This is a genomic window from Streptomyces litmocidini (genome assembly GCF_014649755.1).
Classification (GTDB): Bacteria; Actinomycetota; Actinomycetes; order Streptomycetales; family Streptomycetaceae; genus Streptomyces; species Streptomyces litmocidini.
Window position 1 is genome coordinate 15,630 of record NZ_BMTQ01000030.1, and the last position, 21,709, is coordinate 37,338.

Here is a 21,709-nt window from a genome sequence, read left to right on the forward strand (position 1 = left end):
GTCCTTCGGTCCTCGGGCGCTTCAGGAGAGCCAGGTGGCGACCTGGGCGGCGGCGGCGCCGTACCAGCCCAGTTCGAGGTGGTTGGCGCCGGCGACGGTGGCCTTGCCGCCGACGGTGGGGATGCCGGTGGTGTCGAGTGCGCTGGAGACGAAGACGACGCCGTCGCTGGGGCCGCGGTTCTCGTTGACGATGCCGAGGACGTCGGCGGATCCGCCGGCCAGGAGGTAGGTGGTGACGGAGGCGGGCACTCCGGCGCTGTGCAGCGGGCCGATGAGCGATCCGGCGTCGACGGCGGCCTGGATGCCGCTGCCGGCGGTGTAGTAGCCCTGGCCGCCGTAGTAGGTCGTGTACCAGTCCTGGGCTGCGCCGTCGACTCCGTACACGCCGTCCCAGCGGGCCAGCATCTGGCGCTGCCCGGGGTAGTTGTCCTGGCCGCCGGCCGGGGTCATCGAGAACTCGGGGTGCGCGGTGTACAGGCCGTAGCAGGTCATGTGGGAGTGCGGGGAGGGCGCGTTGACCTTTCCGCCGCACTCCGGCCAGACGGAGAAGTCGTGGGCCCAGCCGTGGGCGTACGGGTAGTCGTAGCCGCCGTTGGGGCCGCCGAGGGTGATCAGCCGGCGGACGTCACCGGCGTACGCCCGTCCCCAGCTCGGCCTCAGGGACGACACGTACGCCCGGGTCGACATCTGGCCCTTGCTCCAGCCGACCAGGTCGACCTTGTCGACTCCCAGCTTCGCCTTGACGACGGCGATCGCGTCGCCGACGACCTGGGCCTGCATGAGGTTGTCGCCCTGCTTGTGCGCGAAGCCGACGGCGAAGACGCGGTGGCCGCGCTCGGCGAGGTACTGCATGAGTCCGGTGGAGGGGCAGGAGGCGGCGCCGCAGCCGTAGCCGCCCGACTCGCCGGGGTTGGCCCAGGCGCGGTCGGCGGTGTCGTTCGCCCCGTGCACGAGGAGGACGGGGGTGGTGCGGCTGCCGGTGTTCCAGCCGGGGGCCGAGTAGAGCAGGAACCGGCCGGAGGAGGGCCGGGAGACGCCGCCGAAGTACGTGACGCGCTTGCCGTCCTGGTCACCGCGGCCGTCCGCCGGGTAGCCCTCGGTGCGGAAGCCGGTGGTCGTGTCGAGGTAGCGCTCGACCCGCTCCCAGCCGTTGGTGACGGTCCCGGCTCCGTAGCTCGCCTCCAGGGTGAGGTACGGGGGCGGTGCGGCGGCGACGGCGGGGGGTCCCAGCAGGGCGGTCGTGACGATCCCCATCAGCGCGATGACCCGGGCCGCGTGCGGTCGCCACCGCCGTCCCGGACTCCGTCTGTCGGCCATGTCCCGGTCTCCCCCGCTCGTGCGCCCTCGGCGCGCCTCCCGGTGCCCGTCCCGGCATCGGGAGCTGCACACGTTAGGCGGGCGGGGAGTCAGCGGGGCATGGAGCCGGGCAACACAAAGCGAGAGGTGAGTATGGCGCCCACCTACACGGCATCGGGCTCCGACGTCCGGGCCGCGCGGGCGGCGGACGCGGCCAGCACGCCGTCGAGCAGCGCGTCGAGGCCGTCCGTCAGCTCCTGGTAGCCGCCCTTCTCGGCCAGGGCGGGCGCGGTCCCGCGCAGCCGGGGGAGCTCGCGGGCCGGCATCAGGTGCAGCCCCAGGCGGAACGCCGGGTCGGGTTCGTCGGGGTTCTCGACCAGGGCCCGCAGGTCGCTGAAGATGTAGCCGAGGACCCAGCCGGTGACCGCCCGGTAGGCGGTGACGACGCCGCGCTCGTCGAGACCGGCCCGGTCCAGGAGCGCCAGCACCCGTTCGTGGGCCTGCAGCACCGCGAGGGGGCGGCGGGCCAGCGGGACGGCCAGCAGACGCGTGGCGAGCAGCGGCACGACGTGCGGGTGGGCGAGGGAGATCCGGTAGAGGGCGCAGGCGCCGCGGAGGAGTTCGGCCCGCCATTCGGGCAGGTCGGCGGCCCGGCCGAGGGGGGCGGGTTCCTCGCGGGCGAGGTCCTCGGCCAGCTCGGTGTAGAGCTGCTCGACCAGGCCGTCCAGGAGCGCGTCCTTGCTGGGGGCGTAGCGGTACAGCGCCATCGCCTCGACGTCGAGCTCGGCGGCGACCCGGCGCATGCTCAGGGCGGACAGGCCCTCGTGGTCCACCACGTCGAGGGCGGCGGCCAGGACGCGTTCACGGCTCAGCCGGCGGCGGCCGCGGCGGCGCTCGGTGGGGTGGCCGATGTCCACCTTCCTGCGGTCCGGCTGGGTGCTGCTGGCCATGGCATGCCTCCGGGCTCGAGGTCGCCGCTGCGACTCCTCCCGACTATATCCGAAGGATACTCAACGCATACGTTTACTACGTAAGTGGACATTCGTTGACATCTAGGACAACGCCGAGCAATATGTATGTTTAACACGTAGACGTACAGCGACAGCACAGCTGCCCCGTCCCCCCGCTGGAGGCCGCTGACATGGACGGCAACCGCACCCCCCGCACCGAGTGCGACGAGCTGAACGACCCGCGCCCGCTCGTCCGGCCCCGTCTGACCCTCGTCATCCCGACGCGCAACGAACGCGAAACCGTCCCCCTGCTGCTGCGCGCCCTGGAACCGGCCTTCGGCGACCTGCCCGTCGAGATCCTGTTCGTCGACGACAGCGACGACGACACGCCGACCACGGCCGCGCGGCACGCCCCGGACCACCGGCTGCCGGTCCGCATGATCCACCGTGAGGGCGGCGCCCGCGAAGGCGGCCTGGCGGGGGCCGTCCTCGCGGGCGCACGCCATGCCCGGGGCGAATGGGCCCTGGTCATGGACGCCGACCTCCAGCACCCGCCGGAGGCGGCCGCCGCGCTCGCCCGCACCGCCCTGGGCCACGGCGTCGACATCGTGGTCGGCACCCGCTACGCGGGATCCGGATCGACCGGTGACGGACTCGACGGCCCCGTGCGCCGGCTCGTCTCCCGCGGCAGCACGCTCCTCACCAAGGCGGCCTTCCCCCACCGGCTGGCCGGCGTCAGCGACCCCATGAGCGGACTCTTCGCCTTCCGCACCGCCGCGATCGACGTGGACCGGCTCAGCCCCCTCGGCTTCAAGGTGCTGCTCGAACTGCTCGTCCGGCACCCCGGCGCACGCGTCGCCGAGGTCGCCTACCGCTTCGCGCCCCGCGCGGCCGGCACCTCCAAGGCCTCGCTCCGCGAGGGCCTGCGGTTCCTGCGCCACCTGGCCCGGCTGCGCCGGCCCGGTCCCGTCGCCGCGCACCGCCCCGACGAGGGCCGCCACCCCGGGACCGGCCGCCGTGACCTCGGCGCGACCGCGCGGTTCCTGGCCTTCGGACTCATCGGACTCAGCGGCATCGCCGTCAACACCGCCGCCCTGTGGTTCTTCCACTCCGTCGTGGGACTCCAGCACCTCCTCGGCGCCGCGCTCGCCACCCAGGTGTCGTCCCTGTGGAACTTCGCCCTCCTCGAGACGCTCGTCTACCGCGGCGGCCGGGGCGGCGGCAAGCGCGCGGTCCTCGTCCGCGGCGTCGCCTTCCTCGCCCTGAACAACCTGCTGCTGCTCGGCCGGCTGCCCCTCCTCCAATGGCTCGTCGACTCCGGCATCGGACTGCTCACCGCCAACGTCCTCAGCCTCGTCGCGCTCTTCGTGGCCCGGTTCCTCTTCAGCGACCTGCTCATCTACCGCGCCCGCCGTGACGACGGAGCCCGCCGCGACCCCGTGCGCGTGCTCGTCGCCCCCGGCTCCGTCCCCCCCGGCACCACGGCGCCCTCCCCCGCCGCGACCGCCTCCGCCCCCTCCGGCTCCGCGGCCGCCCCCAGCCACCACCCCAAGCGCCCCCGGTACCTGTCCTACCGTTACGACATCGCCGGCACCGTCACCATCGGCTCCCAGATCCACCTGCCGGAGCTGGAGTTCTTCCGCGCCCAGTGGGTGCCGCCCGACGCCTGCGACATCACCGTCCGCGTCGGCGACGTGGGCCGCCGCTTCCCCCGCCACCGCGCGGTCATGACCGAGATCCCCGGCCGCGGCGGACCACAGCCCACCACCGTGCAGTACGAGGAGCAGCTCGGCCGGCTCGGCGCCAACTTCCGCGTCGACATCGGCGACCCCATCGACGTCCTCGTCAGCCCCTTGCTCGCCCGCTCCCCGCACGTCGTCTACACCAACGTCCTGGAGGCGCTGCTGCGCTTCGTCCTCGTCGCCCGCGGCCGGATGCTGCTGCACTCCGCGACCGTCGAGCTGGGCGGCACCGGCGTGATGCTCTCCGCGCTCACCGACACCGGCAAGACGTCCACCGTCCTGCGGCTGCTGAGCGAACACGACGGACGGTTCCTGTCCGACGACATGACCGTCGTCGACGCCACCGGCAACGCCCTGTGCTTCCCCAAGCCGCTCACCATCAGCGCGCACACCCTGCACGCCGTGCGCTCCGACGACCTGACCCCCCACGAATGGCGCCGACTGCAGCGGCAGAGCCGCCTGCACTCCAAGGAAGGCCGCTCCTTCGCCTTCACCCTGGCCCGCCACAACCTGCCCATCATGGGCGTCAACGCGGTCACGCAGATCCTCGTGCCCCCGCCGAAGTACGCCGTCGACCGGCTCGTGTCCTGCCGGCTGAGCAGCGCCGTCCAGGTGACCGAACTGTTCGTCATCGAGCGCGGCACGCCCCGCCTGAGCGACCTGGGCCACGACGAGACCGTCGACCGACTGCTCGCCAACACCGAGGACGCCTACGGCTTCCCGCCGTTCCGGTACTTCGCCCCCGCCATCACCGTCGACGGGCTCGACCACGCCCGGCTGCGCAGCCGCGAACGGGACGTCCTGTCCGGCTTCCTCTCCGGCGTGCGCACCCGCGTCCTGGCCTCCGACCGCTTCGGCTGGGCCGACGAGATACCGCGGCTGCTCGCCGCGGACCGGCCGGCGACCAACGGCCGCCCGACCCACCTGGTCGACGGGCACCCGTGGCCGCACTGGGTGCCGGAGGACGTACCGCCCCTGCCCGTCCGTTCCGGCGCCCTGCCCTCGCACCCCGCCCTCCGCACCGACTCCGGCGCCTCCCGCGAGGGCGACCCCGACGGGAGGACGCCATGATCCGCCCCGCCTGCTCCACCGCGGACGCGACGGCCGCCCCCGGCGCCGTCACCCGCCCGCGGGCCACCGGCGACCCCCCGAGGGGGGCCGGCGCCCCGACCCCCCGTGACGACCGCGGCGCCCGGCGGCGGCGCGCCGCCCACTGGGCGCTGCGGAGCGCCCTGCCGCTCACGGCCGTCCTCGCCGTCGCCGGCTTCCTGCGGTTCTGGCAGCTCACCGAGACCGGCTTCAACAGTGACGAGGCCGTCTACACCGGCACCGCCTCCTCCCTCGCCGGCGACCCGGCCATGCAGGCGGTGTTCCCCGTCTTCCGCGCCCACCCCGTGCTGTTCGCCGGCCTCCTCTCGCTCTTCCTGCGCGGCGGCCCCGACGACTTCACCGCCCGCGCGGTCGCCGCCTCCATCGGGGTGGCGACCGTCGCCGTCACGTACCTGCTGGCCCGGCGGCTCTACGGCCGCACCGCGGGGCTCGCCGCGGCACTGCTGCTCGCCGTCATGCCGTACCACGTGGTGGTGTCCCGTCAGGTGCTGCTCGACGGGTTGATGACGCTGTGCGCCACGGTGGCGCTCTACTGCGTCGTACGGTACGTGCAGAGCGGCCCCGACGGCCTGCCCTGGCTGCTCGGGGCCACGGGGGCGCTGGGAGCGGCCGCCCTCTCCAAGGAGACGGCGGTGGTCCTCGTCTGCGGCCTGTACGTCTTCTTCGTGCTCAGCCGTTCGGTGCGGATACGGCTGCGGCACGCCGTCCTCGCCACCGGTCTGCTCTGCCTGATCGTCGCCGCCTTCCCGCTCGCGACGTCGCTCGCGGGCCACCGCTCCACCGGGCAGCACTACCTGCAGTGGCAGCTGCTGCGGCGCGCCAACCACTCGATGGGGTTCTACGCCGTCACGGTGCCGCAGGCCGTGGGCTGGGCCACCCTCGCGGCCGCCGCGGCCGGGCTGTTCCTGCTGCGCCGCCGCACGGACTGGCGCGAGGGCCTGCTGCTGTGCTGGATCGCCGCGCCCGTGCTGTTCTTCACCCTGTGGCCCGTCAAGGGCTTCCCCTATCTGCTGCCGATCGCGCCGGCGCTCGCCGTGCTGGCCGGCCGCGCGCTGAGCGCCCTCGCCGGACTCCGGCCGCGTCCCGGACGGATCCGGTCCGGCCGGCTGCGGCGGGGCCGTCCGCGGCTGCGGCCCGGCGTGCTGTCCGCCGCCGGCGCCGTCCTCGTCACGCTCGTCGTCGCGACGTCCCTCGCCCTGTCCTCCGCGACCCGCATCACCGCCGCCCCGAACGGCTCGTTCCTCGCCGGTTCCGGCGGTCTGCCGGGCGGTCGCGAGGCGGGCCGGTGGGTGCGCGACCACGTGCCCGTCGGGGCGCAGCTGCTCGCCGCCGGCCCCTCGACCGCGAACGTCCTCCAGTTCTACGGGGGCAAGTCCGTCTCGGCGCTGTCGGTGAGCGTCAACCGGCTCCACCGCAACCCGTCGTACACACCGGTGCCCAACCCCGACCGCTCCCTGCGCGACGGCGAGTTCCAGTACCTCGTCTGGGACTCCTACACCGCCCACCGCGCCCCGTTCTACGGCGAGAAGATCCGGCAGCTGGTCGAGAAGTACCACGGCACCGCCGTCTACACCTCCGCCCTGCGGGTCCCCGCGTCCTCCGCCGACCCGACGCCCGCTCCGGTCTTCGTCATCTACCAGGTGCGTGTGCCATGAAGTCGCCGACCGTCCGTCTGCTGGCAGCGCTGGCCGGCACGGCCCTGCTGCTCGGCCCCGTCACCGCCGCGGCCGCCACCGACCCCGGCCCGGACTCCGGCACCGCCGCCGAGCACCGCGCGACCACCCCCGTCCAGCACTTCGTCTACCTGATGCAGGGCCCCCGCACCTTCGACAACTACTTCGGCACGTACCCCGGGGCCGACGGGATCCCCGCCGGCGCCTGCCAGGCGCGCACCGTCGACGGCCCCGCCACCGACTGCGTACGGCCGTACGCCCTGCACGACAAGGCCCCCGCCCCGCTCTCCCCCAGCCGGAGCATCATCACCGCTCAGGTGAACGGCGGGCGCATGGACGGCTTCGTGTCCGCGTACACCCGCCAGGGTCGGGACGGCACGCCCGTCATGGGCCACTACGACGCCCGGGACCTGCCCTTCTCCTGGGCCGCCGCCGACCGCTACGTGCTCTTCGACAGGTTCTTCTCCGCCGTCCCGTACGGCACCGCCGCCGAACGCTCCTACTGGGTCTCGGGAGCCGCCCCGACGGCCGCGGGCGACCGCCCCACCATCTTCGACCGGCTCCAGCAGGCCGGGGTCAGCTGGAAGTTCTACGTCCAGGACCACCGGCCCGACGAGAACGCCCGGACACCCGGCTCCACCCAGCAGGTGCGCGTCCCGCTCCTCGGGGACGCCCGCTTCCTCGACGACCCCGCCCTCGCCTCCCACATCGTGGACCTGGACCAGTACTACCGCGACCTCGACGCCGGGACCCTGCCGTCGGTGGCGTACATCTCGAGCTCGGGCTCGTCCGAGACCTCCGCGCGGTCCGTCCCGGCCGGCCAGAAGCTCATCCGCTCGCTGGCCACCCAGCTCGCCCTCAGCCGTTACTGGGACAGCTCGGCGCTGCTGTGGAGCTACGACGGCTCCGGCGGCTGGTACGACCACGTGGCCCCGCCGTCCGCCGCCGACGGCCCGCGCGGCCCGCGCGTACCGGCCGTCCTGATCAGCCCCTACGCGCCGGCCGGGCGCGTCGACCACCAGGTGCTCGACTCCTCGTCGGCGCTGCGCTTCATCGAGGACAACTGGAACCTGGAACCGCTCGGTGGACGGGTCGCCTCCGCCACCGGTCTCGCCGCCGCCTTCGACTTCTCCGCCGCTCCACGGCCCCCCGAAGTGCTCGCCGTCCCCACCGCCCGGCCCGCCGTGCGGCCGGTGAACGCGGCCCTCGTGTACGGGCTCTACGGCGGGGCGCTCGGCGCGACCGCGCTGCTCGTCGCCGGCACCGCCCTGCTCGTCGCCCGCAGGCGCTCCGCCGTTCCGCCGTCCCCGGCAGGGCCGTCGGCTCCGACGGGACCGCCGGAAGCAGGGGGGTCGCCGGAGGCGACGGGACCGCCGGAAGCAGGAGGACCGCCGGCACCGGCAGGACCCTCCGGATCGGCGGGACCGTCCCGTACGCCGGAAGGGAGCCCACCGTGAACCACCGTGCCGTCCGCCGACACGCCGCCTCCCTCCTCGCCCTGCTCGCGGCCCTGCTGCTCGCCGTGGCCGGCCCGGCGGTCCAGGGCCACACCTCCGCCGGGAGCACCCGTCCGGGCGCCGCCGCGCCGCCCGTCACCGTCACCTTCCGCACGGTCCCGGCGGTGCCGGGCGTCCGGCTGGTCTTCGCCGGTGCCGCGCTCGTCACGGGCGCGGACGGCACCGCCTCGTACACCGGCGCCCGTACCGCGGCCCCCCAGTCGCTGCGGCTGCTCGACACCTCCGTCGACACCCCGGACGCCCGCTACCGCTTCACCCGCTGGGCCGGCCAGCGAGACCCGGACCAGACGTTCCGGCCCCGGGTCGACGGGCTGCCGCTGCGCGCCGACTACACCGTCACGGCCGGGTTCACCGCGCGGTACCCGGTGACCGCCTCCTTCACCGACCAGCACGGCACGCCCCTGGACCGGTCCCTGATCTCCGCGGCGAAGGTCAGGGGATCCGACGCCCGCGTCACCGACCTGGCCGTGACCGGCACCACCTGGCTGGACGGCGTCCAGCCCGTCTTCCGCGACAGCCGCCTGACGCCCGTCCCGGTCGACTACACCCTGCGCAGCCTCGTCTACGACGGCGCCGAGATCGCCGGCGGCGAACGGCAGGCCTTCCGGCCCGGCACCGACCGGCACCTGACGTTCACCGGCAACTTCCACGACCTGACCGTCACCGCCCACGACGCGCTGTTCGGCTCCGCGACCGGCGGCGAGGCCACCGTGACGGGCCCCGGCGGCAAGGTCCGGACCGTGGCCCTCGGGCCGGACCACACCGCCGTCCTGGCCCATCTGCCGCGCGGCCGGTACACCGTCGGGGTCAAGGCCCCCGGTGGCGGCACGAGCCCGCGCGAGATCCAGCTGTCCCAGGCGGTCACGGCCGACGTGACGGTGGTCAGCCGGGCCGACGTGCTCGTCCTCGGCGGCGCCGTACTGCTGCTGGTCGGGCTGCCGGTCGCGGTCCGGCTGGGACTCCGGCGTCGGGCCCGCCGCACCGCCACGGGCCCGACGCCCGACACCGGAGCCCGACAGGCCGGCCCCGACGCCGAAGACCGACGCGCCACCCTTGACACCGAAGCGCGACACGGGTCCACCGGGCCGCGCGGGCACGGAACACCGGGAGAGGGGGCGCCGGCGCACCGGCCCGAGCGGCCGGAAGAGGAGGCGGGGGAAACACCCGCCACGCCCCCACGGCCCGGAGCGACGGCCCGATGAGACTGTTCTGGGCCCTCCTCGCCGCGCTCGCCCTGTGTCTGCCGGGCAGCGGTACGGGGTCCGCCGCCGCCCGCCCCACCGGCGCGTCCGCCGACGACGTGTCCCGTCCGCCGCTGCTCGCCTACTACTACCAGTGGTTCAGCCCCGGTTCCTGGCAGCGGGCCAAGACCGACCTGCCGCTCGCCGGGGCCTACTCCAGCGACGACGCGCGGGTGATCGACCGCCAGATCACCGAGGCGAAAGCCGCCGGCATCGACGGGTTCATCGTCGGGTGGAAGCACGGCACCGTGAACGACCGTCGGCTGGGCGAGCTCGTCGCCGCCGCCGAGGCCAGGGACTTCAAGCTCGCCATGATCTACCAGAGCCTGGACTTCTACCGTCGCCCGCTGCCCGTCGGGCAGGTCGCCGCCGACTTCGAGTACTTCCGCGACCACTTCGCCGGCAGCCCCGCCATGCTGCGCGTCGGCGGCCGCCCGCTGACCGTGTGGAGCGGCACCTGGAGCTACTCGCACGACGACGTCGCCCGCGTCACCTCCGCCGTCCGCGGCGAACTGCGGGTCCTGGCCAGCGAGAAGAACGTCGCCGGCTACCGGAGGATCGCCGACGTCACCGACGGGGACGCCTACTACTGGTCCTCCGCCGACCCCGAGACCACCCCCGGCTACGCCGACAAGCTCGTGGACATGGGGCGGGCGGTGCACGCCGACCACAAGATCTGGCTGGCTCCCTGCGCACCCGGCTTCGACGCCCGGCTCGTCGGGGGCACCAGGCCCGTCCCCCGCCGGGACGGCGCGACCCTGGCCGCCGAGTACTCCGCCGCGCTCCGGTCCTCGCCGGACGCCATCGGGCTGATCAGCTGGAACGAGTTCTCCGAGAACACCCACGTCGAGCCCTCCCGCGACCACGGGGACCGCTACCTGCAGGTGCTGCGCGGTCTGCGCGGCGTCCCCGCGACCGTCCCGTACGGGAACAGCGCCGCCCCGGCCCGGAACGCCCAGCGCCGGTCCGTCCCCGAGCCGGGCGTCTTCCCCGGCCTCTGGGCGTTCGTCGGCCTGGCCGTCCCCGTGCTGCTGATCGCCCCGCTCGCGGCGCGCCGCCCGCGCGCGGGACGGCCCGGGCCCGCCCCGGCCGGGCGGACCCGGGCCGGCGCGGTCCCGGGGCGGGCGGTCAGCAGGTCACCGGGACCGAGCGCCCGGCGGTGTTCCCGGCCAGGTCGCGCGCCCTGACCTCGTAGGTGTACGGGGCCGGGCACACGGCCGTCTTGTCGCTGAACGCGCGCAGCTCCCGGGGGACCGTCGCCAGGTACGTGCCGTTGCGGTACACGTCGTACGCCGCGACCTGCCGGTTGTCGGTGGCGGCGCCCCAGGCGAGCTGCATGGTGGTCGAGCCGGAGCGGGTCACGGTCAGCGCGGAGGGCGCGGACGGCGCGGTGCCGTCGGCGGAGAAGTCGTAGGTCTGCGCGTCGAACGTGTTGCCGAGGGAGTCCGTGGGCGTCACCGTCAGCGTCGAACCGTTGACCGAGACCAGGAGGAAGTGGTGGACGTTGGCGTCGGAGGCGGGGACCGGCGTGGAGGAGGGGCAGCGCTTGCCGGCGTTGGAGCTGTAGGACCAGCCGAGGGCGTACGCGTCCGTCGGGTCGCAGCCGTGGCCGCCGACCGAGCTGAGCTTGGCTCCGCCGCCGCCGGTCGTGTAGCTCGGCACGCCGCCGGGCGGGGCCACGTTGCGCTGGTAGATGTGGGCGTGGCCGTTGAAGACCAGGTTCACGCCGTTGTCGTGGAGCAGCTGTTCCAGGGTGCCGGTGCTGCCCGGGTTGTTCTTCAGGTACTCGTCGTCGGGCTCGGTCGGGTCGTCGGAGCGCAGCGGGAAGTGGAACGCGGCCACCTTGACGCCGCCGGGGTGGGCGGCCAGGTCCTGCTGGAGCCACTGGTACTCGGCCGAGGTGGTGGCCCAGTGGGCGGCCGCGTCCACCTGGTAGACGGCGCAGTGGTCGGTGCCCTCGCAGTTGTTCCCGTCCGCGGTCCCGGTGTTGGTGTCGCTCCAGGACGCGTCGAGCACGTAGAACCGCACGCCGCCGCTGGTGAAGGCGTAGTACGTCGTGGGGTAGGACGCCGGGGTGCTGCCGAAGAACGACGGGTAGCCGACCTGGGAGTAGACGCCGTTCGAGGCGGCGGTGACGGTGCTCTCCGGCCAGGTCAGCAGGAGGGTGGAGGTGCGGCCGTGGTTGCCGTTGAGGGCGAACATCGGCACCTTCTGGCCGGGCGCGGCGTAGTACTCCGGCGCGAAGACGCCGCTGATGTTGACGCCGGACTGCTGGAGGTCGCCGTAGTTGGTCGGGCTGCCGCTGGGGTAGGCCACGTCGCCGGTGGAGACCGTGAAGCGGGCACCGCTGGCAGCCAGGCGGGACAGCACGTTGGCCTGGTCCTGGTTGACCGCACCGCTGTTGACGCCGTTGCTGGTGGTGTCGCCCCAGTCGCCGAGCACGGCGAACGTGAAGGGCGCCGACGAGCCGCCCGGCACCATCGTGGTGAACGAGGGCGAGGGGTTGGTGCCGAGCAGGTCGATGGGCGTGGCGTCCCCGGTGTAGACCCGGTAGCAGTACGGGGTGTCGGGGCTGAGGTTCGGCACGGTCACCGAGTTGCTGTACTCGGTGAGGCCGTTGACGGTCATGGTGGTGCCGAGCGTGGCGGCGGTGGCCGTGTTGGCCGTGCAGTTGCCGAGCGGCCCGTACTTCACGGTCTGCCGACTGCGGGTGGTGGTCGCCCACGTCACCCGGACGGAGGTGGTCGTCAGATCCGTCAGGTAGGGGGCCCGGGTGAGCACCGGGGAGGCGCCGGGCAGGTCGGCGTGGGCAGCGGTGGGCGAGCCGAGGGCCGCCGACAGGGCGCCGAGCGTCACGGCGGCGCCGGCGAGGCGGAGGCCTCGGCGGCGCCCGGCGGATGCGAGCACAGGCATGGCACGGGTCCTTTCAGCCTCCGCTGCGGCCGGTCGAGGGCGTCGGCCAGGAGGCGGGGGGCGGAGGCACCTTCGGGAACGTAAGGGCGGCCGGGGGGCGGGGCGGACCGGCGCGGCCGGACCGGGCTGTCCGGGCCGCCGCATTCACTCGGTCGAGGTCCGTGGTGTGCTCCGCTCGGGCGACGAGGCGTGTCCTTCCGTCTCGCCGCCCGTCCGGTGCGGGAAGAAGGGAGCGGACCATGCGCTCCCGCACCCGTGCCGGGGGTCGCCCGATCGCCGCCCCTTTGGAGGCCCCCGTGCCGGCACGCGACTCCCAGGAAGCCCCCCGCCGACGGTCCGTCGGACGGCTCCGCGCCGCCCTGGCCGCCGCGGTCGTCGCCGCCGCGACGGCCGTGCCCGTCGCACCCGCCGCCGCGGCGGCGCCGCACGACGACGCGCCGGCGGCCGGCCGCGCCTACGTGGCCAACGCCACCGCCAGGACCGTGTCGTTCCTCGACCTCGACGACCGGGTCGTCACCCGCACCGTGGCCGTGCCGTCGGGCGCGGTCGACGTGGCCGTCTCCCGGCAGCGGCACCGCGCCTTCGTGACCGGCGGCAGCGGCTCGCACACCGTCGCGGTCCTCGACACCGAGCGGGCCAGGGTGGTCCGCACCATCCGGGTCGGCGCCCGGCCCGAGGGCGTCGCCGTCAGCCGCGACGGCCGCCGCGCCTACGTCACCAACGCCGACTCCGGGACCGTCTCGGTCATCGACGCCTTCCGCGGCCGGGTCGTGCGCACCGTCCGGGTCGGCTCGTTCCCCAAGGGCGTGGCGGTCTCCCCCGACGGGCGCCGCGTCTACGTCGCCAACCTGCTGTCCGGCAGCGTGTCGATCATCGACACGCACCGCGACCGGGTCGTGGCGACCGTACCGCTGGGGACCCGTACCGCCGCCTACGACGTGGCCGTCAGTCCGGACGGCGCCCTGGCGTACGTGAGCACGGGGAACGGGGCCGACTACGTGTCCGTCATCGACACCCGCGCGGCCACCGTCCTCGACGCGGTGCCGGTCGAGGCCGGCGCGGAGTCGCTGGCCGTGGCGCCCGACGGGTCGTCGGTGTACGTGTCCTCCGGCTTCGGCAACGAGGAGGTGTCGGTCATCGACACCGAAGTCGGCGTCGTGGCGCGCGGTTTCCGCGTTCCCGGCGGCGCGGAGGGCCTCGCGCTGGGCCACGGGGGCCGGCAGATGTACGTGGCCACCGGGCTCGGCTCGCGCTCCACGGTCTACGTCGACACGGAGACCGACCGGATCATGGGCTCGACGACGGTCGGCACCGGGCCGATGAGCGTGGCCGTCGAGTACGAGCCGGAGCCGGTGGCCTCCCGGGCCGGTGCCGAGCGGCACGTCCACTGGAAGACGGGCCGGAAGGGGTCCGAAGCGCGCTGACGGCACGCGCGGGGCCGTGACGAACGGTCCCCGCCGTTCCTGTTCCTTCCTCCCGCACGCGTCTCCTTTCCTCCCGCACGCGCCGCGTCGCGTCGCGTCGATCACAGGTGATGCCTCGCACACCCCGACCGGTGCGCACCCGTTCGCGTGCTAGCGTCCGCCACCGTGACATCCGCCCCTGACCTGGCCCCGTCCCCTTCCGGTACGGCCGCCGCCTGCCCCTACGGGCACGCGGCTCCGTCGCCGGTCCCGGGGACGGGTCGGCGGGTCCCCCTCGGGCCGCTCGACCTGTTCGACGAGGGCTTCGTCCGCGACCCGCACCCCTGGCTGGACCGCCTGCGGTCCGACGCGCCGGTCCACCGTGACGCCGCCACCGGGCTGTGGCTCGTCAGCCGGTACGAGGACATCCGCCGGGTCCTGCTCGACCCGGCCGCCTTCCGGCCGGACAACGCCCAGCGGGCGGTCACGCCCCTGGGCGTTCCCGCGCTGCGGCTGCTGGCCCGGGCGGGCTTCCGGCTGGGCCCCGCGCTCGCCGACAACGCCTCCGACAGCCATCCGGGACTGCGCCGCGTCGTCACGCGGTTCTTCAACGCCCGGCGGGTGGCGGCCGCGGTCCCGGTCACCGAGCGGATCGCCGAAGAGCTGCTCACGACGGTACGGGCGGAACTCGACACCACCGGCCGGAGCGACCTCTTCCGCGCGTACGCGCACACCCTGCCCTGCCGGGTGATGATGGAGGTCCTCGGCATCGAGGGGCTCGACGCCGCCGCGCTGACGCGCTGGAGCGACGCCTCGCTGGAACTCTTCTGGGGGCGCCCCTCCCCGGACCGTCAGCTCGAACTGGCCGCGCTGGTCGCGGAGTTCCACGAGTGGCTCACGGAGCTCGTGGGCGACCGGACCGCGCCGGCGGACGGCTTCGTCGGTGCGCTGGCCCGTCACCGCCTGCCCGACGGGAAGCCGACCGATCCGCGGACCGTGGTCAGCGCGTGCTTCTTCGTCTTCGTCGCCGGACAGTCCACGACCGGCCAGCTCATCTCCACCGTCCTTCGCCGCGCCCTCGCCGAACCGGGGACCTGGCGACGGTCGGCCCACGAGGAGGGCTCGGCCGAGAAGTGGGTCGAGGAAGTACTGCGGCGGGAACCTCCCGTCACCTCGTGGCGCCGGGTGACCGCTCGACCGGTGGAGCTGGGCGGCACCGAACTCCCCGCCGGTGCCGAGCTGTTGCTGATGCTCATGGGCGGCGGCTCCGACCCCGACGTCTTCGACGACCCCGGGCGGATGCTTCCCGGCCGCGCGAACAGCCGCCACCACCTCGCCTTCGGCCTGGGCCGCCACCGCTGCCCGGGGGCTTCCCTGGCGCGCACGGAGGCGGCCGTGGCCCTCCGCGCGGCCGCCCGCCGCCTGCCCGCCCTCCGGCTCTCCCCCGACGCGGCCCGGGCACCCACCCTCGGACTGCTGTCCTTCCGCGCCCCGCTGCGGGTCCCGGTCGAAGAGCCGCCACGGACGTCCTGAAGGCCGTCGCCGGAAGGCGCAGGAGTTCGTGGCGGCCGGTCCGGAAGGCGGCGAGGAGCGCGATCTCCCCGTCGGTCCTCTTCCGTCCCTCCGAGGCCGCGTGGATGCGGCGCGCGCGACGGACGTCGGCCGGCAGGTGTCCGGCCGCCCCGGGGTGCACGGCGGCGCACATCGACCGGAGTGCTCCGGCCGGCCGGAGCATCGGGCCGGCGGGGAAGGTTCCCCGCTGCCGGCCGGAGCGGAAGGGACGGCCGGGTACGCGTACTCAGGTGCGGTTCCCCGGCCTCCTCCATGCTGGGGCGCGAACGCCGAACCGCCTCAGGGGGCCTGCGCATGGACCACGTTCTGCAGCTGCGCACCGCCACGCCTCGGGACCGCGACGGGATCCACGAACTGCGCCACCGGGTGTACGCGGAGGAGCTCGGCCAGCATCCGGTGGATCCGTCGGGAAGGCTGAGCGACGGACTCGACGGGAACAGCGTCCGTCTCGTGGCCGCGCTGGGAGACCTGCTGGAGTCGATGGTCAAGCGGGGCGCCCGCGCCAAGGACGCCGGCCGGTGGCTGCCCGGCTCCGGCGGTCTCCTCGACCGGATCGGCTCCCTTCTCGTCGCCCTGGCGGTGCTGTTGGTGCTGAAGTGAGCCTCGGGGCGGAGTGGGCCATGTGAGGGGACCGTCGAACGGGCCGCGCCCCGACGCCCCGCCTGCCGCCTGCCGCCTGCCGAGGACCCCGTACGGGAGAAGGACGCCGTACCGGAAGCGGAAGGGCGACGCCGGCCCCGCGCTCCTCACACGGCCCCTCTCCACCGACAGGAACGCCCGCTACACCTGCGCCGCCTCGCGGTCGTCGTCCGATGCCCTCGACCGACGGCTCGGCATGAGCCGGTTGACGCGGTACACGTCCGGGACGCAGAGGTTGAGGACGGTCGCGAGGACGATCGTGCCGGCGCAGGCCAGGAGCACCCCCCGGCCGCTCCACGAGTGGGCCGCGAGGGCGGTGACGAGGTAGCCGAGGGGGATGGCGAGGCGTTCTCCGACCCCGTTGAACGCACTCATGCGCCCCTGTTCCGCCTGGGGCACGTGCTGTTGGAAGGCGGTGTTCCAGGCGACGATCGCGACATCGAGTCCGATGCCGGCCAACAGGGCGGCCACGAGGACGAGAAGCAGAGGGACGCCGCAGGCCATGGCCGTCAGGGGGAGCGCGAGGGCACCGCCCGTCACCACCGCGACCATGAGCAGCCGGTACGGCTTCCAGCGAAGGCACACGAGGGTGCCCGCCAGCAGACCGGAGGCGAAGGCCGCCTGGATCAGGCCCCAGTCGCGCGCTCCGGCGTACTGCCGCGCGGCGACCAGGGGGCCGAGGAGCTGGAAGCCCGCCAGCCATGCGGCGACGAGGACCGTGCCGGCGGCTGTGTAGCTCCACAGCCAGGTGCGCGACCGGAAGCCCGTCCAGCCCGCCCGCAGATCGGCCAGGACGCCGTCGGACGTGGCGGGCGGGGCCTCCAGGCGCAGCCCGAGAAGCAGGACGGCCGCGACGGCGAAGGTGAACGCGTCCCAGGCCAGTGCCCACGCCGCGCCGCTCGCGGCGACGACGAATCCGCCGACGACCGGCCCCAGCACCTTCACCGCGTTGCTCGGGAGCCTGAGCAACGCGTTGGCCTGCTGCAGATGCTCCTCGGGAACGATCTGGGCGACGGCGCCCTGCGTGGCCGGAACGATGAACGACGCCGCCGTTCCCGAGACGAAGCCGCACGCCGCGACGGACGTCGTCGTCGCGTGTCCGGTGGCGACGGTGACGGCCAGCGCGCCCTGCGCGCCCGCGGCCAGCAGGTTCCCGAGGAAGAGGAGCCGGCTTCGGGACAGGCGGTCGGCGAAGAGGCCGCCCACGAGCAGGAACACGATCGTGGGGACGGTGTTGGTGGCGAGGACCAGGCCGAGGGATCCGGCCCCTCCGCCCTGCTCGATGACGGAGTACGCCAACGCGAGGGGGGCCATCGCGGTCCCCGTCGCCGAGATGAGGCCGGCCGACGCGAACCGCCGGAAGGCCCCGGTCCTCAACGGCGTGCTGATGCTCTTCGACGGTTCGGCCGCGGTCTTCATGGTCTCCTTCGGGCTCGGCGCAGCGAGCACCCTAGTGCAGGAGTGCGCCGTTCCGGATCCTGCCGCGTCATGTCCCGTCGAGGTCGGCGGGGGTCACGGGCCGGGCCTGGGCGATGAGGAGGGCGACGTCGTCGTGGTCGTCCGGGTGCCGCAGGGCGTGCAGGAGCCACTGGCAGAGGTCCTGCAGGGGACGACGGGGTGAGTCGAGGCTTTTCAGCAGGGTGTCCAGGCGTTCGTCGATGGGGTGGTGGCGGGTCTCCACGAGGCCGTCGGTGTACAGCACGAGCCGGTCACCGGGGCCCAGGTCGAAGGCGGTGGTGAGGAACGGGACGCCGCCGACGCCCAGGGGCGCGCCGGTGGGCAGGTCGAGGAGTTCGGGGGGCCGTCCCGCGCGGACCACGGCGGGCGGGAGGTGTCCGGCGTTGGCGACGTCGCACCGGCGCCGGTGCGGATCGTAGACGGCGTAGAGGCAGGTCGCGATGGAGTGTTCGAGCCCGCTGGTGATCTTGTCGAGGTGGTGCAGCACCTGGTCGGGCGCGAGGTCGAGGTCGGCGTAGGCACAGGTGGCGGTCCGCAGCCGGCCCATGGCCGCGGCCGCGTCGATGCCGCTGCCCATCACGTCGCCGACCACCAGCGCCGTACGGTCGCCGTTCAGGGGGATGACGTCGTACCAGTCGCCTCCCACGGCGCTGGACGCCTGCGCCGGCTGGTAGTGCGAGGCCACGTCCAGGCCGGCGAGGCGCGGGTGACGGCCGGGCAGCAGGCTGCGTTGCAGGGTCTCGGCGGAGTTGCGCACGCTCTGGTACCAGCGCGCGTTGTCGATCGCGACCGCGGCACGGGCGGCCAGTTCACCGGCGAGGAGCACGTCGTCGTCGTCGAAGGGGAGGGGGTTGCGGGTGCGCATCAGGTCGAAGGCGCCGAGGACCTCGTGGTGGGCGATCAGCGGCACCGCGAGGTAGGAGTGCACCCCGGCCCGGGCGAAGGCGCGGGCGGCTTCCGGGTCGCGGGCGATGCGCAGCAGGTCCTCGGGTCCCGTACGGCCGACGACGACGGGCCGGCCGGTGTGGACGCACTGGGTGATGAGCCGGTCGGCGCCGTAGGCGGCGAGGTCTCCGACCGCGTCCGCCGCGGTGAGTGCCTCGGTGGGGTGCGCGGAGGCGACGGCGAGCGCCCGGAACAGCTCCGGGCCGTCGGAGGGGCCGGAAGCGCGGCGGAAGGCGAGGACGGCGTCGAGCACGTCGACGGCCGCGAGGTCGGCCAGGTCCGGTACGGCGACCTGGACCAGCTCCTGAGCGGTCCGTTCCACCTCCAGGGTGGTCCCCACCCGGGCGGAGGCCTCGGCGATCAGCGACAGGCGGCGCCGGGCCCGGTCCGCCTCCAGGGTGGCCCGGTGACGCTCGGTGACGTCGACGACCGAGTTCGCCACACCGAGCACGCGCCCGCCCGCTCCTTCCAGCCGGTAGTACGACACCGACCAGGCGCGGTCGTGGTCCGGATCGGCCAGGGTACGGCCGACGACGTACTGGTCGATCAGCGGTGTGCCGGTGAGCAGGACCTGCCGCAGCGCGGACTCGACCGTCTCGATGCCGGTGAACGGGTGGATGTCCCGGGGGCGACGGCCGATGTGATCGGCGGCGGGAACGCCGTTGATGCGCTCCAGGGCGGGGTTGACCATCGAGTAGCGCAGGTCGGTGTCGAGGAACGCGACGCCGATGGGCGACTGGGAGACCAGCCGGTCCGAGAGCGCCAGCCGGGCCTCGATCCCCTCCAGAGTGGCCTGGTCAGCGGCGATGCCCAGGGCGTAGACATCGCCGAGGTCGTCCGTCAGCCGCATGTTGCGGAACTCCACCAGTCGCGTGCCGCCGTCCTTGTGGCGGATGGGGAACGCCCCCGCCCAGCTCGCTCCGGTGCCCATCACCTCGGCGAACAGCCGGGTCACCACATCGCTGTGCTCCTCGTGGACCAGCAACCGGGCCGCGTGACGGCCCAGCGCATCTTCGGCGGTGTAGCCGAAGACGTCGTTGGCCTGCGGGCTCCAGAACACGATGCGTCCGTCGGTGTCCAGCACCACCGCGGACACGCTCAGCAGGTCCAGCAGCCCGCCCGGCGGCAGCGGCCCGGCCTCACGGACCTGCCCGCCCGCTCCATCGGATCCATCCGGCTCCATCACCCGGCTCCCTCCATGGCGGTGTCCGAGGACTGGCCCCTCCATCGTGCCCTCGCCACCGGGGGGCCCACGAGCCGAGGACCCGGAACGTCACTCCTCGTGACGGCCGGGAGACCGGTCGCCCCCTCGGCCCGCGCAGCCCCTTCGGCCCGCGCAGGCCCCGCCTCCCCGGCGGGCCCTCGCGGTCACCCGCCTCCGCGGGACCGGTGCGCACGGATCTCCGTGAACGCCCGGAGCGTCGTCGAGGGGCCTCGGCCCGATGCGAGCAGGCGCCGCGGGACGTCGCCGGGCGGGCTCGCGGCCGTGCGTTCGCGTGGTGCTCCCCCGGCCTCGTACGGTCTGCGCATGACGAGGACAACGCCGGCCAGACCGGTGTCCGTGGAGACCGTGTTCCCGGAGCTGGCCGCCCACCGCGGCCGGACGACCCGCCTGCACCCCAGGCCCGGCCGGCCCGGCCTGCGCGACAGCCACATCGGCGGGCCGATGCTGTGGCCGGACGACGAACCGTGGCCGGTCTGCCACGAACCGCACCGGCGGGAGACCGAGGGGTACGCGCCGGACGAGATCCGCAGCGCCCGTGCCGCGGGCGCGCGGCCCCGGAGCCGGCCGTGGCACGGTGCCGGATCGCCCGGGGAGGACGGGCCGGTGCCCTTCGTGGGACTCGCCCAGTTCTTCCGCCGGGACATCCCGGGCCTGGCGCCCGGGCCTGACGGGGCGGACCTGGTGCAGCTCTTCCGCTGCCCGTCCCCCCACGGACCCCACGCGGAGCGCCGCTACCACCTGCGGTGGCGGCAGGCGGCGGAGACCGAACGCGCGGAACGCTTCCTCGCCGCACCGCCGGAAGTGCCCCTGCTCGGCCGGGAGCACGAACTGCCCGAGCCGTGCGTCCTGCACCCCGCGGAGGTGGACACCTATCCCTGGGCGGAGGACGACACGCTGCCCGCCCCGCTGATCGCGCGCATCGACGCATGGGACGACGCCCGGGCGGCGGAACACGGCCCCGACGCCCCCAGCTACCAGCACGACCTGTCGATCCCGCCCGGCTGGCGGGTCGGCGGTTTCCCCAGCTGGGCGTCGACGGGCCCGATGGCCGTCGACTGCGCGGCCTGCGCGACGCCGATGCGGCTGCTGCTGACCGCCGAGGGCCACGAGACGGACGGCGGTTCGCACAGCTGGGTGCCGCTGGAGGACCGCGATCCGTCCGTGCGGGGAAGGGCGTCCGTCCGGGGCGGTCCGTCCGTCGCCCGACCCACTCGGCTCCACTTCGGCCGTGACCGGGACCTGCACGTCTTCACCTGCCCGACCGACCCCGGACACCCGCCCCGGTGGGTGCTCGCCTGACGCGCACGGAGTTCCCCGCGTACGCGGCCGTCCTCTGCCTTCCCGCGGTGCGGCGCCACGGAAACGTCCCCGGACCACCGGGCCCGCCGAAGGGACACGCCGCCCCGGCCGAAGCGGACGCCGAGGTAGGGAAAAGCGCAGTTCAACGCGCGTGTCCAGGGACCGCGTTCATGTGCCGCCGGCGACGGCGCGCTTCACGTCGCCGTCGTGCGTGACGAGCCTGCTCTTCCAGTACCCGGAAGGCACCCTGACGTACGCCGGCAGGCCGCCGTCGGCGTCGGGCCACCCGGCGGGCGCGGCGCCGTCTCAGGCCGCGGCCGGCGGGCCGGCCGCTTCGGCGGCGCGGCGGTATTCGGCGTTGATGCGCTGTGCCTCTTCGAGCTGGTCCTCCAGGACGATGATGCGACAGGCGGCCTCGATGGGGGTTCCCTGGTCGACGAGCTCCCGGGCGCGGGCGGCGATGCGCAGCTGGTAGCGGGAGTAGCGGCGGTGGCCGCCCTCGGAGCGCAGCGGGGTGATCAGGCGGGCCTCTCCCAGAGCGCGGAGGAAGGCGGGGGTGGTGCCGATCATCTCGGCGGCCCGGCCCATGGTGTAGGCGGGGTAGTCGTCGTCGTCGAGACGTCCGTACGAGTCGTCTGCTGTCATCGGCACCTCTCTCTTGGGACTCGTGGAACGCGTGAGGGGCCCGGGTGCCGTACTGGCACCCGGGCCCCGAAGGAACTTCTA

The 21,709-nt window shown here is 74.4% G+C and carries 15 protein-coding genes; 9 read left to right on the forward strand and 6 right to left on the reverse strand.

Translation table 11 applies throughout. The features are described from left to right. Positions 1-21 precede the first annotated feature (21 nt). Both IE180_RS34595 and IE180_RS34600 read right to left on the reverse strand, forming a co-directional pair. Positions 22-1,317, reverse strand: coding sequence for an esterase/lipase family protein (locus tag IE180_RS34595; RefSeq protein ID WP_229861205.1), 1,296 nt, complete (start codon positions 1,315-1,317; stop codon positions 22-24). 143 nt (positions 1,318-1,460) lie between these two features. After that, positions 1,461-2,246 (reverse strand): TetR/AcrR family transcriptional regulator, encoded by a 786-nt coding sequence (locus tag IE180_RS34600; protein WP_190160918.1) that lies wholly within the window; start codon positions 2,244-2,246, stop codon positions 1,461-1,463. Between the two features lie 191 nt (positions 2,247-2,437). Here IE180_RS34600 and IE180_RS36970 point away from each other — a divergent pair, with 191 nt between their 5' ends. From IE180_RS36970 to IE180_RS34625, 5 genes are read left to right on the forward strand one after another with little or no spacing between them, the layout of a single operon-like run. Then, a complete protein-coding gene (locus tag IE180_RS36970; protein WP_229861207.1) occupies positions 2,438-5,059 on the forward strand; it encodes a glycosyltransferase in 2,622 nt (873 codons plus the stop codon). Further along, positions 5,056-6,753, forward strand: a complete 1,698-nt coding sequence (locus tag IE180_RS34610; protein WP_190160919.1) for an ArnT family glycosyltransferase — start codon at positions 5,056-5,058, stop codon at positions 6,751-6,753. Before IE180_RS36970 ends, IE180_RS34610 begins: the two co-directional genes overlap by 4 nt. Beyond that, a complete protein-coding gene (locus IE180_RS34615; protein WP_190160920.1) occupies positions 6,750-8,228 on the forward strand; it encodes an alkaline phosphatase family protein in 1,479 nt (492 codons plus the stop codon). Before IE180_RS34610 ends, IE180_RS34615 begins: the two co-directional genes overlap by 4 nt. Further along, positions 8,225-9,490: a hypothetical protein gene (locus IE180_RS34620; protein WP_190160921.1), complete on the forward strand. Its 1,266-nt coding sequence runs from the start codon at positions 8,225-8,227 to the stop codon at positions 9,488-9,490. Before IE180_RS34615 ends, IE180_RS34620 begins: the two co-directional genes overlap by 4 nt. Then, positions 9,487-10,716, forward strand: a complete 1,230-nt coding sequence (locus IE180_RS34625; protein WP_190160922.1) for an endo-1,3-alpha-glucanase family glycosylhydrolase — start codon at positions 9,487-9,489, stop codon at positions 10,714-10,716. Before IE180_RS34620 ends, IE180_RS34625 begins: the two co-directional genes overlap by 4 nt. Here the strand turns inward: IE180_RS34625 and IE180_RS34630 are convergent. Then, positions 10,658-12,442 carry a purple acid phosphatase family protein gene (locus IE180_RS34630; RefSeq protein ID WP_190160923.1) on the reverse strand — a complete coding sequence of 595 codons (1,785 nt, stop codon included), beginning with the start codon at positions 12,440-12,442 and terminating at the stop codon, positions 10,658-10,660. The two genes, IE180_RS34625 and IE180_RS34630, sit on opposite strands and share 59 nt — an antisense overlap. Before the next feature lie 296 nt (positions 12,443-12,738). Here IE180_RS34630 and IE180_RS34635 point away from each other — a divergent pair, with 296 nt between their 5' ends. From IE180_RS34635 to IE180_RS37440, 3 genes are all read left to right on the forward strand, one after another. Further along, a complete protein-coding gene (locus tag IE180_RS34635) occupies positions 12,739-13,866 on the forward strand; it encodes a cytochrome D1 domain-containing protein (RefSeq protein WP_190160924.1) in 1,128 nt (375 codons plus the stop codon). A 165-nt stretch (positions 13,867-14,031) separates the two neighbouring features. After that, positions 14,032-15,378 carry a cytochrome P450 gene (locus IE180_RS34640; protein WP_229861210.1) on the forward strand — a complete coding sequence of 449 codons (1,347 nt, stop codon included), beginning with the start codon at positions 14,032-14,034 and terminating at the stop codon, positions 15,376-15,378. Positions 15,379-15,711: 333 nt separating this feature from the next. Next, positions 15,712-16,017 (forward strand): phosphatidate cytidylyltransferase, encoded by a 306-nt coding sequence (locus IE180_RS37440; protein WP_308434461.1) that lies wholly within the window; start codon positions 15,712-15,714, stop codon positions 16,015-16,017. Positions 16,018-16,197: 180 nt separating this feature from the next. On the opposite strand, the gene IE180_RS34650 is transcribed toward IE180_RS37440, so the two are convergent. Beyond that, entirely contained in the window at positions 16,198-17,475 is a 1,278-nt protein-coding gene (locus IE180_RS34650) for an MFS transporter (RefSeq protein WP_190160925.1), read from the reverse strand. A 67-nt stretch (positions 17,476-17,542) separates the two neighbouring features. Then, positions 17,543-19,642 (reverse strand): SpoIIE family protein phosphatase, encoded by a 2,100-nt coding sequence (locus tag IE180_RS34655; RefSeq protein ID WP_190160926.1) that lies wholly within the window; start codon positions 19,640-19,642, stop codon positions 17,543-17,545. Positions 19,643-19,987: 345 nt separating this feature from the next. Between IE180_RS34655 and IE180_RS34660 the strand changes: the two genes are divergently transcribed. Beyond that, positions 19,988-20,983: a hypothetical protein gene (locus IE180_RS34660; RefSeq protein ID WP_229861212.1), complete on the forward strand. Its 996-nt coding sequence runs from the start codon at positions 19,988-19,990 to the stop codon at positions 20,981-20,983. 306 nt (positions 20,984-21,289) lie between these two features. Here the strand turns inward: IE180_RS34660 and IE180_RS34665 are convergent, their stop codons facing one another. Next, on the reverse strand, positions 21,290-21,628 hold the full coding sequence (locus tag IE180_RS34665; protein WP_190160927.1) for a MerR family transcriptional regulator: 339 nt from the start codon (positions 21,626-21,628) through the stop codon (positions 21,290-21,292). Positions 21,629-21,709 lie beyond the last annotated feature (81 nt).

Excerpts from the sequence above, each read along its gene's own strand:
- IE180_RS34660 (WP_229861212.1), top strand. The coding sequence starts at position 19,988 with ATGACGAGGACAACGCCGGCCAGACCGGTGTCCGTGGAGACCGTGTTC.
- IE180_RS34650 (WP_190160925.1), bottom strand. The coding sequence starts at position 17,475 with ATGAAGACCGCGGCCGAACCGTCGAAGAGCATCAGCACGCCGTTGAGG.
- IE180_RS34610 (WP_190160919.1), top strand. The coding sequence starts at position 5,056 with ATGATCCGCCCCGCCTGCTCCACCGCGGACGCGACGGCCGCCCCCGGC.
- IE180_RS37440 (WP_308434461.1), top strand. The coding sequence starts at position 15,712 with ATGGACCACGTTCTGCAGCTGCGCACCGCCACGCCTCGGGACCGCGAC.
- IE180_RS34655 (WP_190160926.1), bottom strand. The coding sequence starts at position 19,642 with ATGGAGCCGGATGGATCCGATGGAGCGGGCGGGCAGGTCCGTGAGGCC.
- IE180_RS34615 (WP_190160920.1), top strand. The coding sequence starts at position 6,750 with ATGAAGTCGCCGACCGTCCGTCTGCTGGCAGCGCTGGCCGGCACGGCC.
- IE180_RS34600 (WP_190160918.1), bottom strand. The coding sequence starts at position 2,246 with ATGGCCAGCAGCACCCAGCCGGACCGCAGGAAGGTGGACATCGGCCAC.
- IE180_RS34625 (WP_190160922.1), top strand. The coding sequence starts at position 9,487 with ATGAGACTGTTCTGGGCCCTCCTCGCCGCGCTCGCCCTGTGTCTGCCG.
- IE180_RS34630 (WP_190160923.1), bottom strand. The coding sequence starts at position 12,442 with ATGCCTGTGCTCGCATCCGCCGGGCGCCGCCGAGGCCTCCGCCTCGCC.
- IE180_RS34665 (WP_190160927.1), bottom strand. The coding sequence starts at position 21,628 with ATGACAGCAGACGACTCGTACGGACGTCTCGACGACGACGACTACCCC.
- IE180_RS36970 (WP_229861207.1), top strand. The coding sequence starts at position 2,438 with ATGGACGGCAACCGCACCCCCCGCACCGAGTGCGACGAGCTGAACGAC.
- IE180_RS34595 (WP_229861205.1), bottom strand. The coding sequence starts at position 1,317 with ATGGCCGACAGACGGAGTCCGGGACGGCGGTGGCGACCGCACGCGGCC.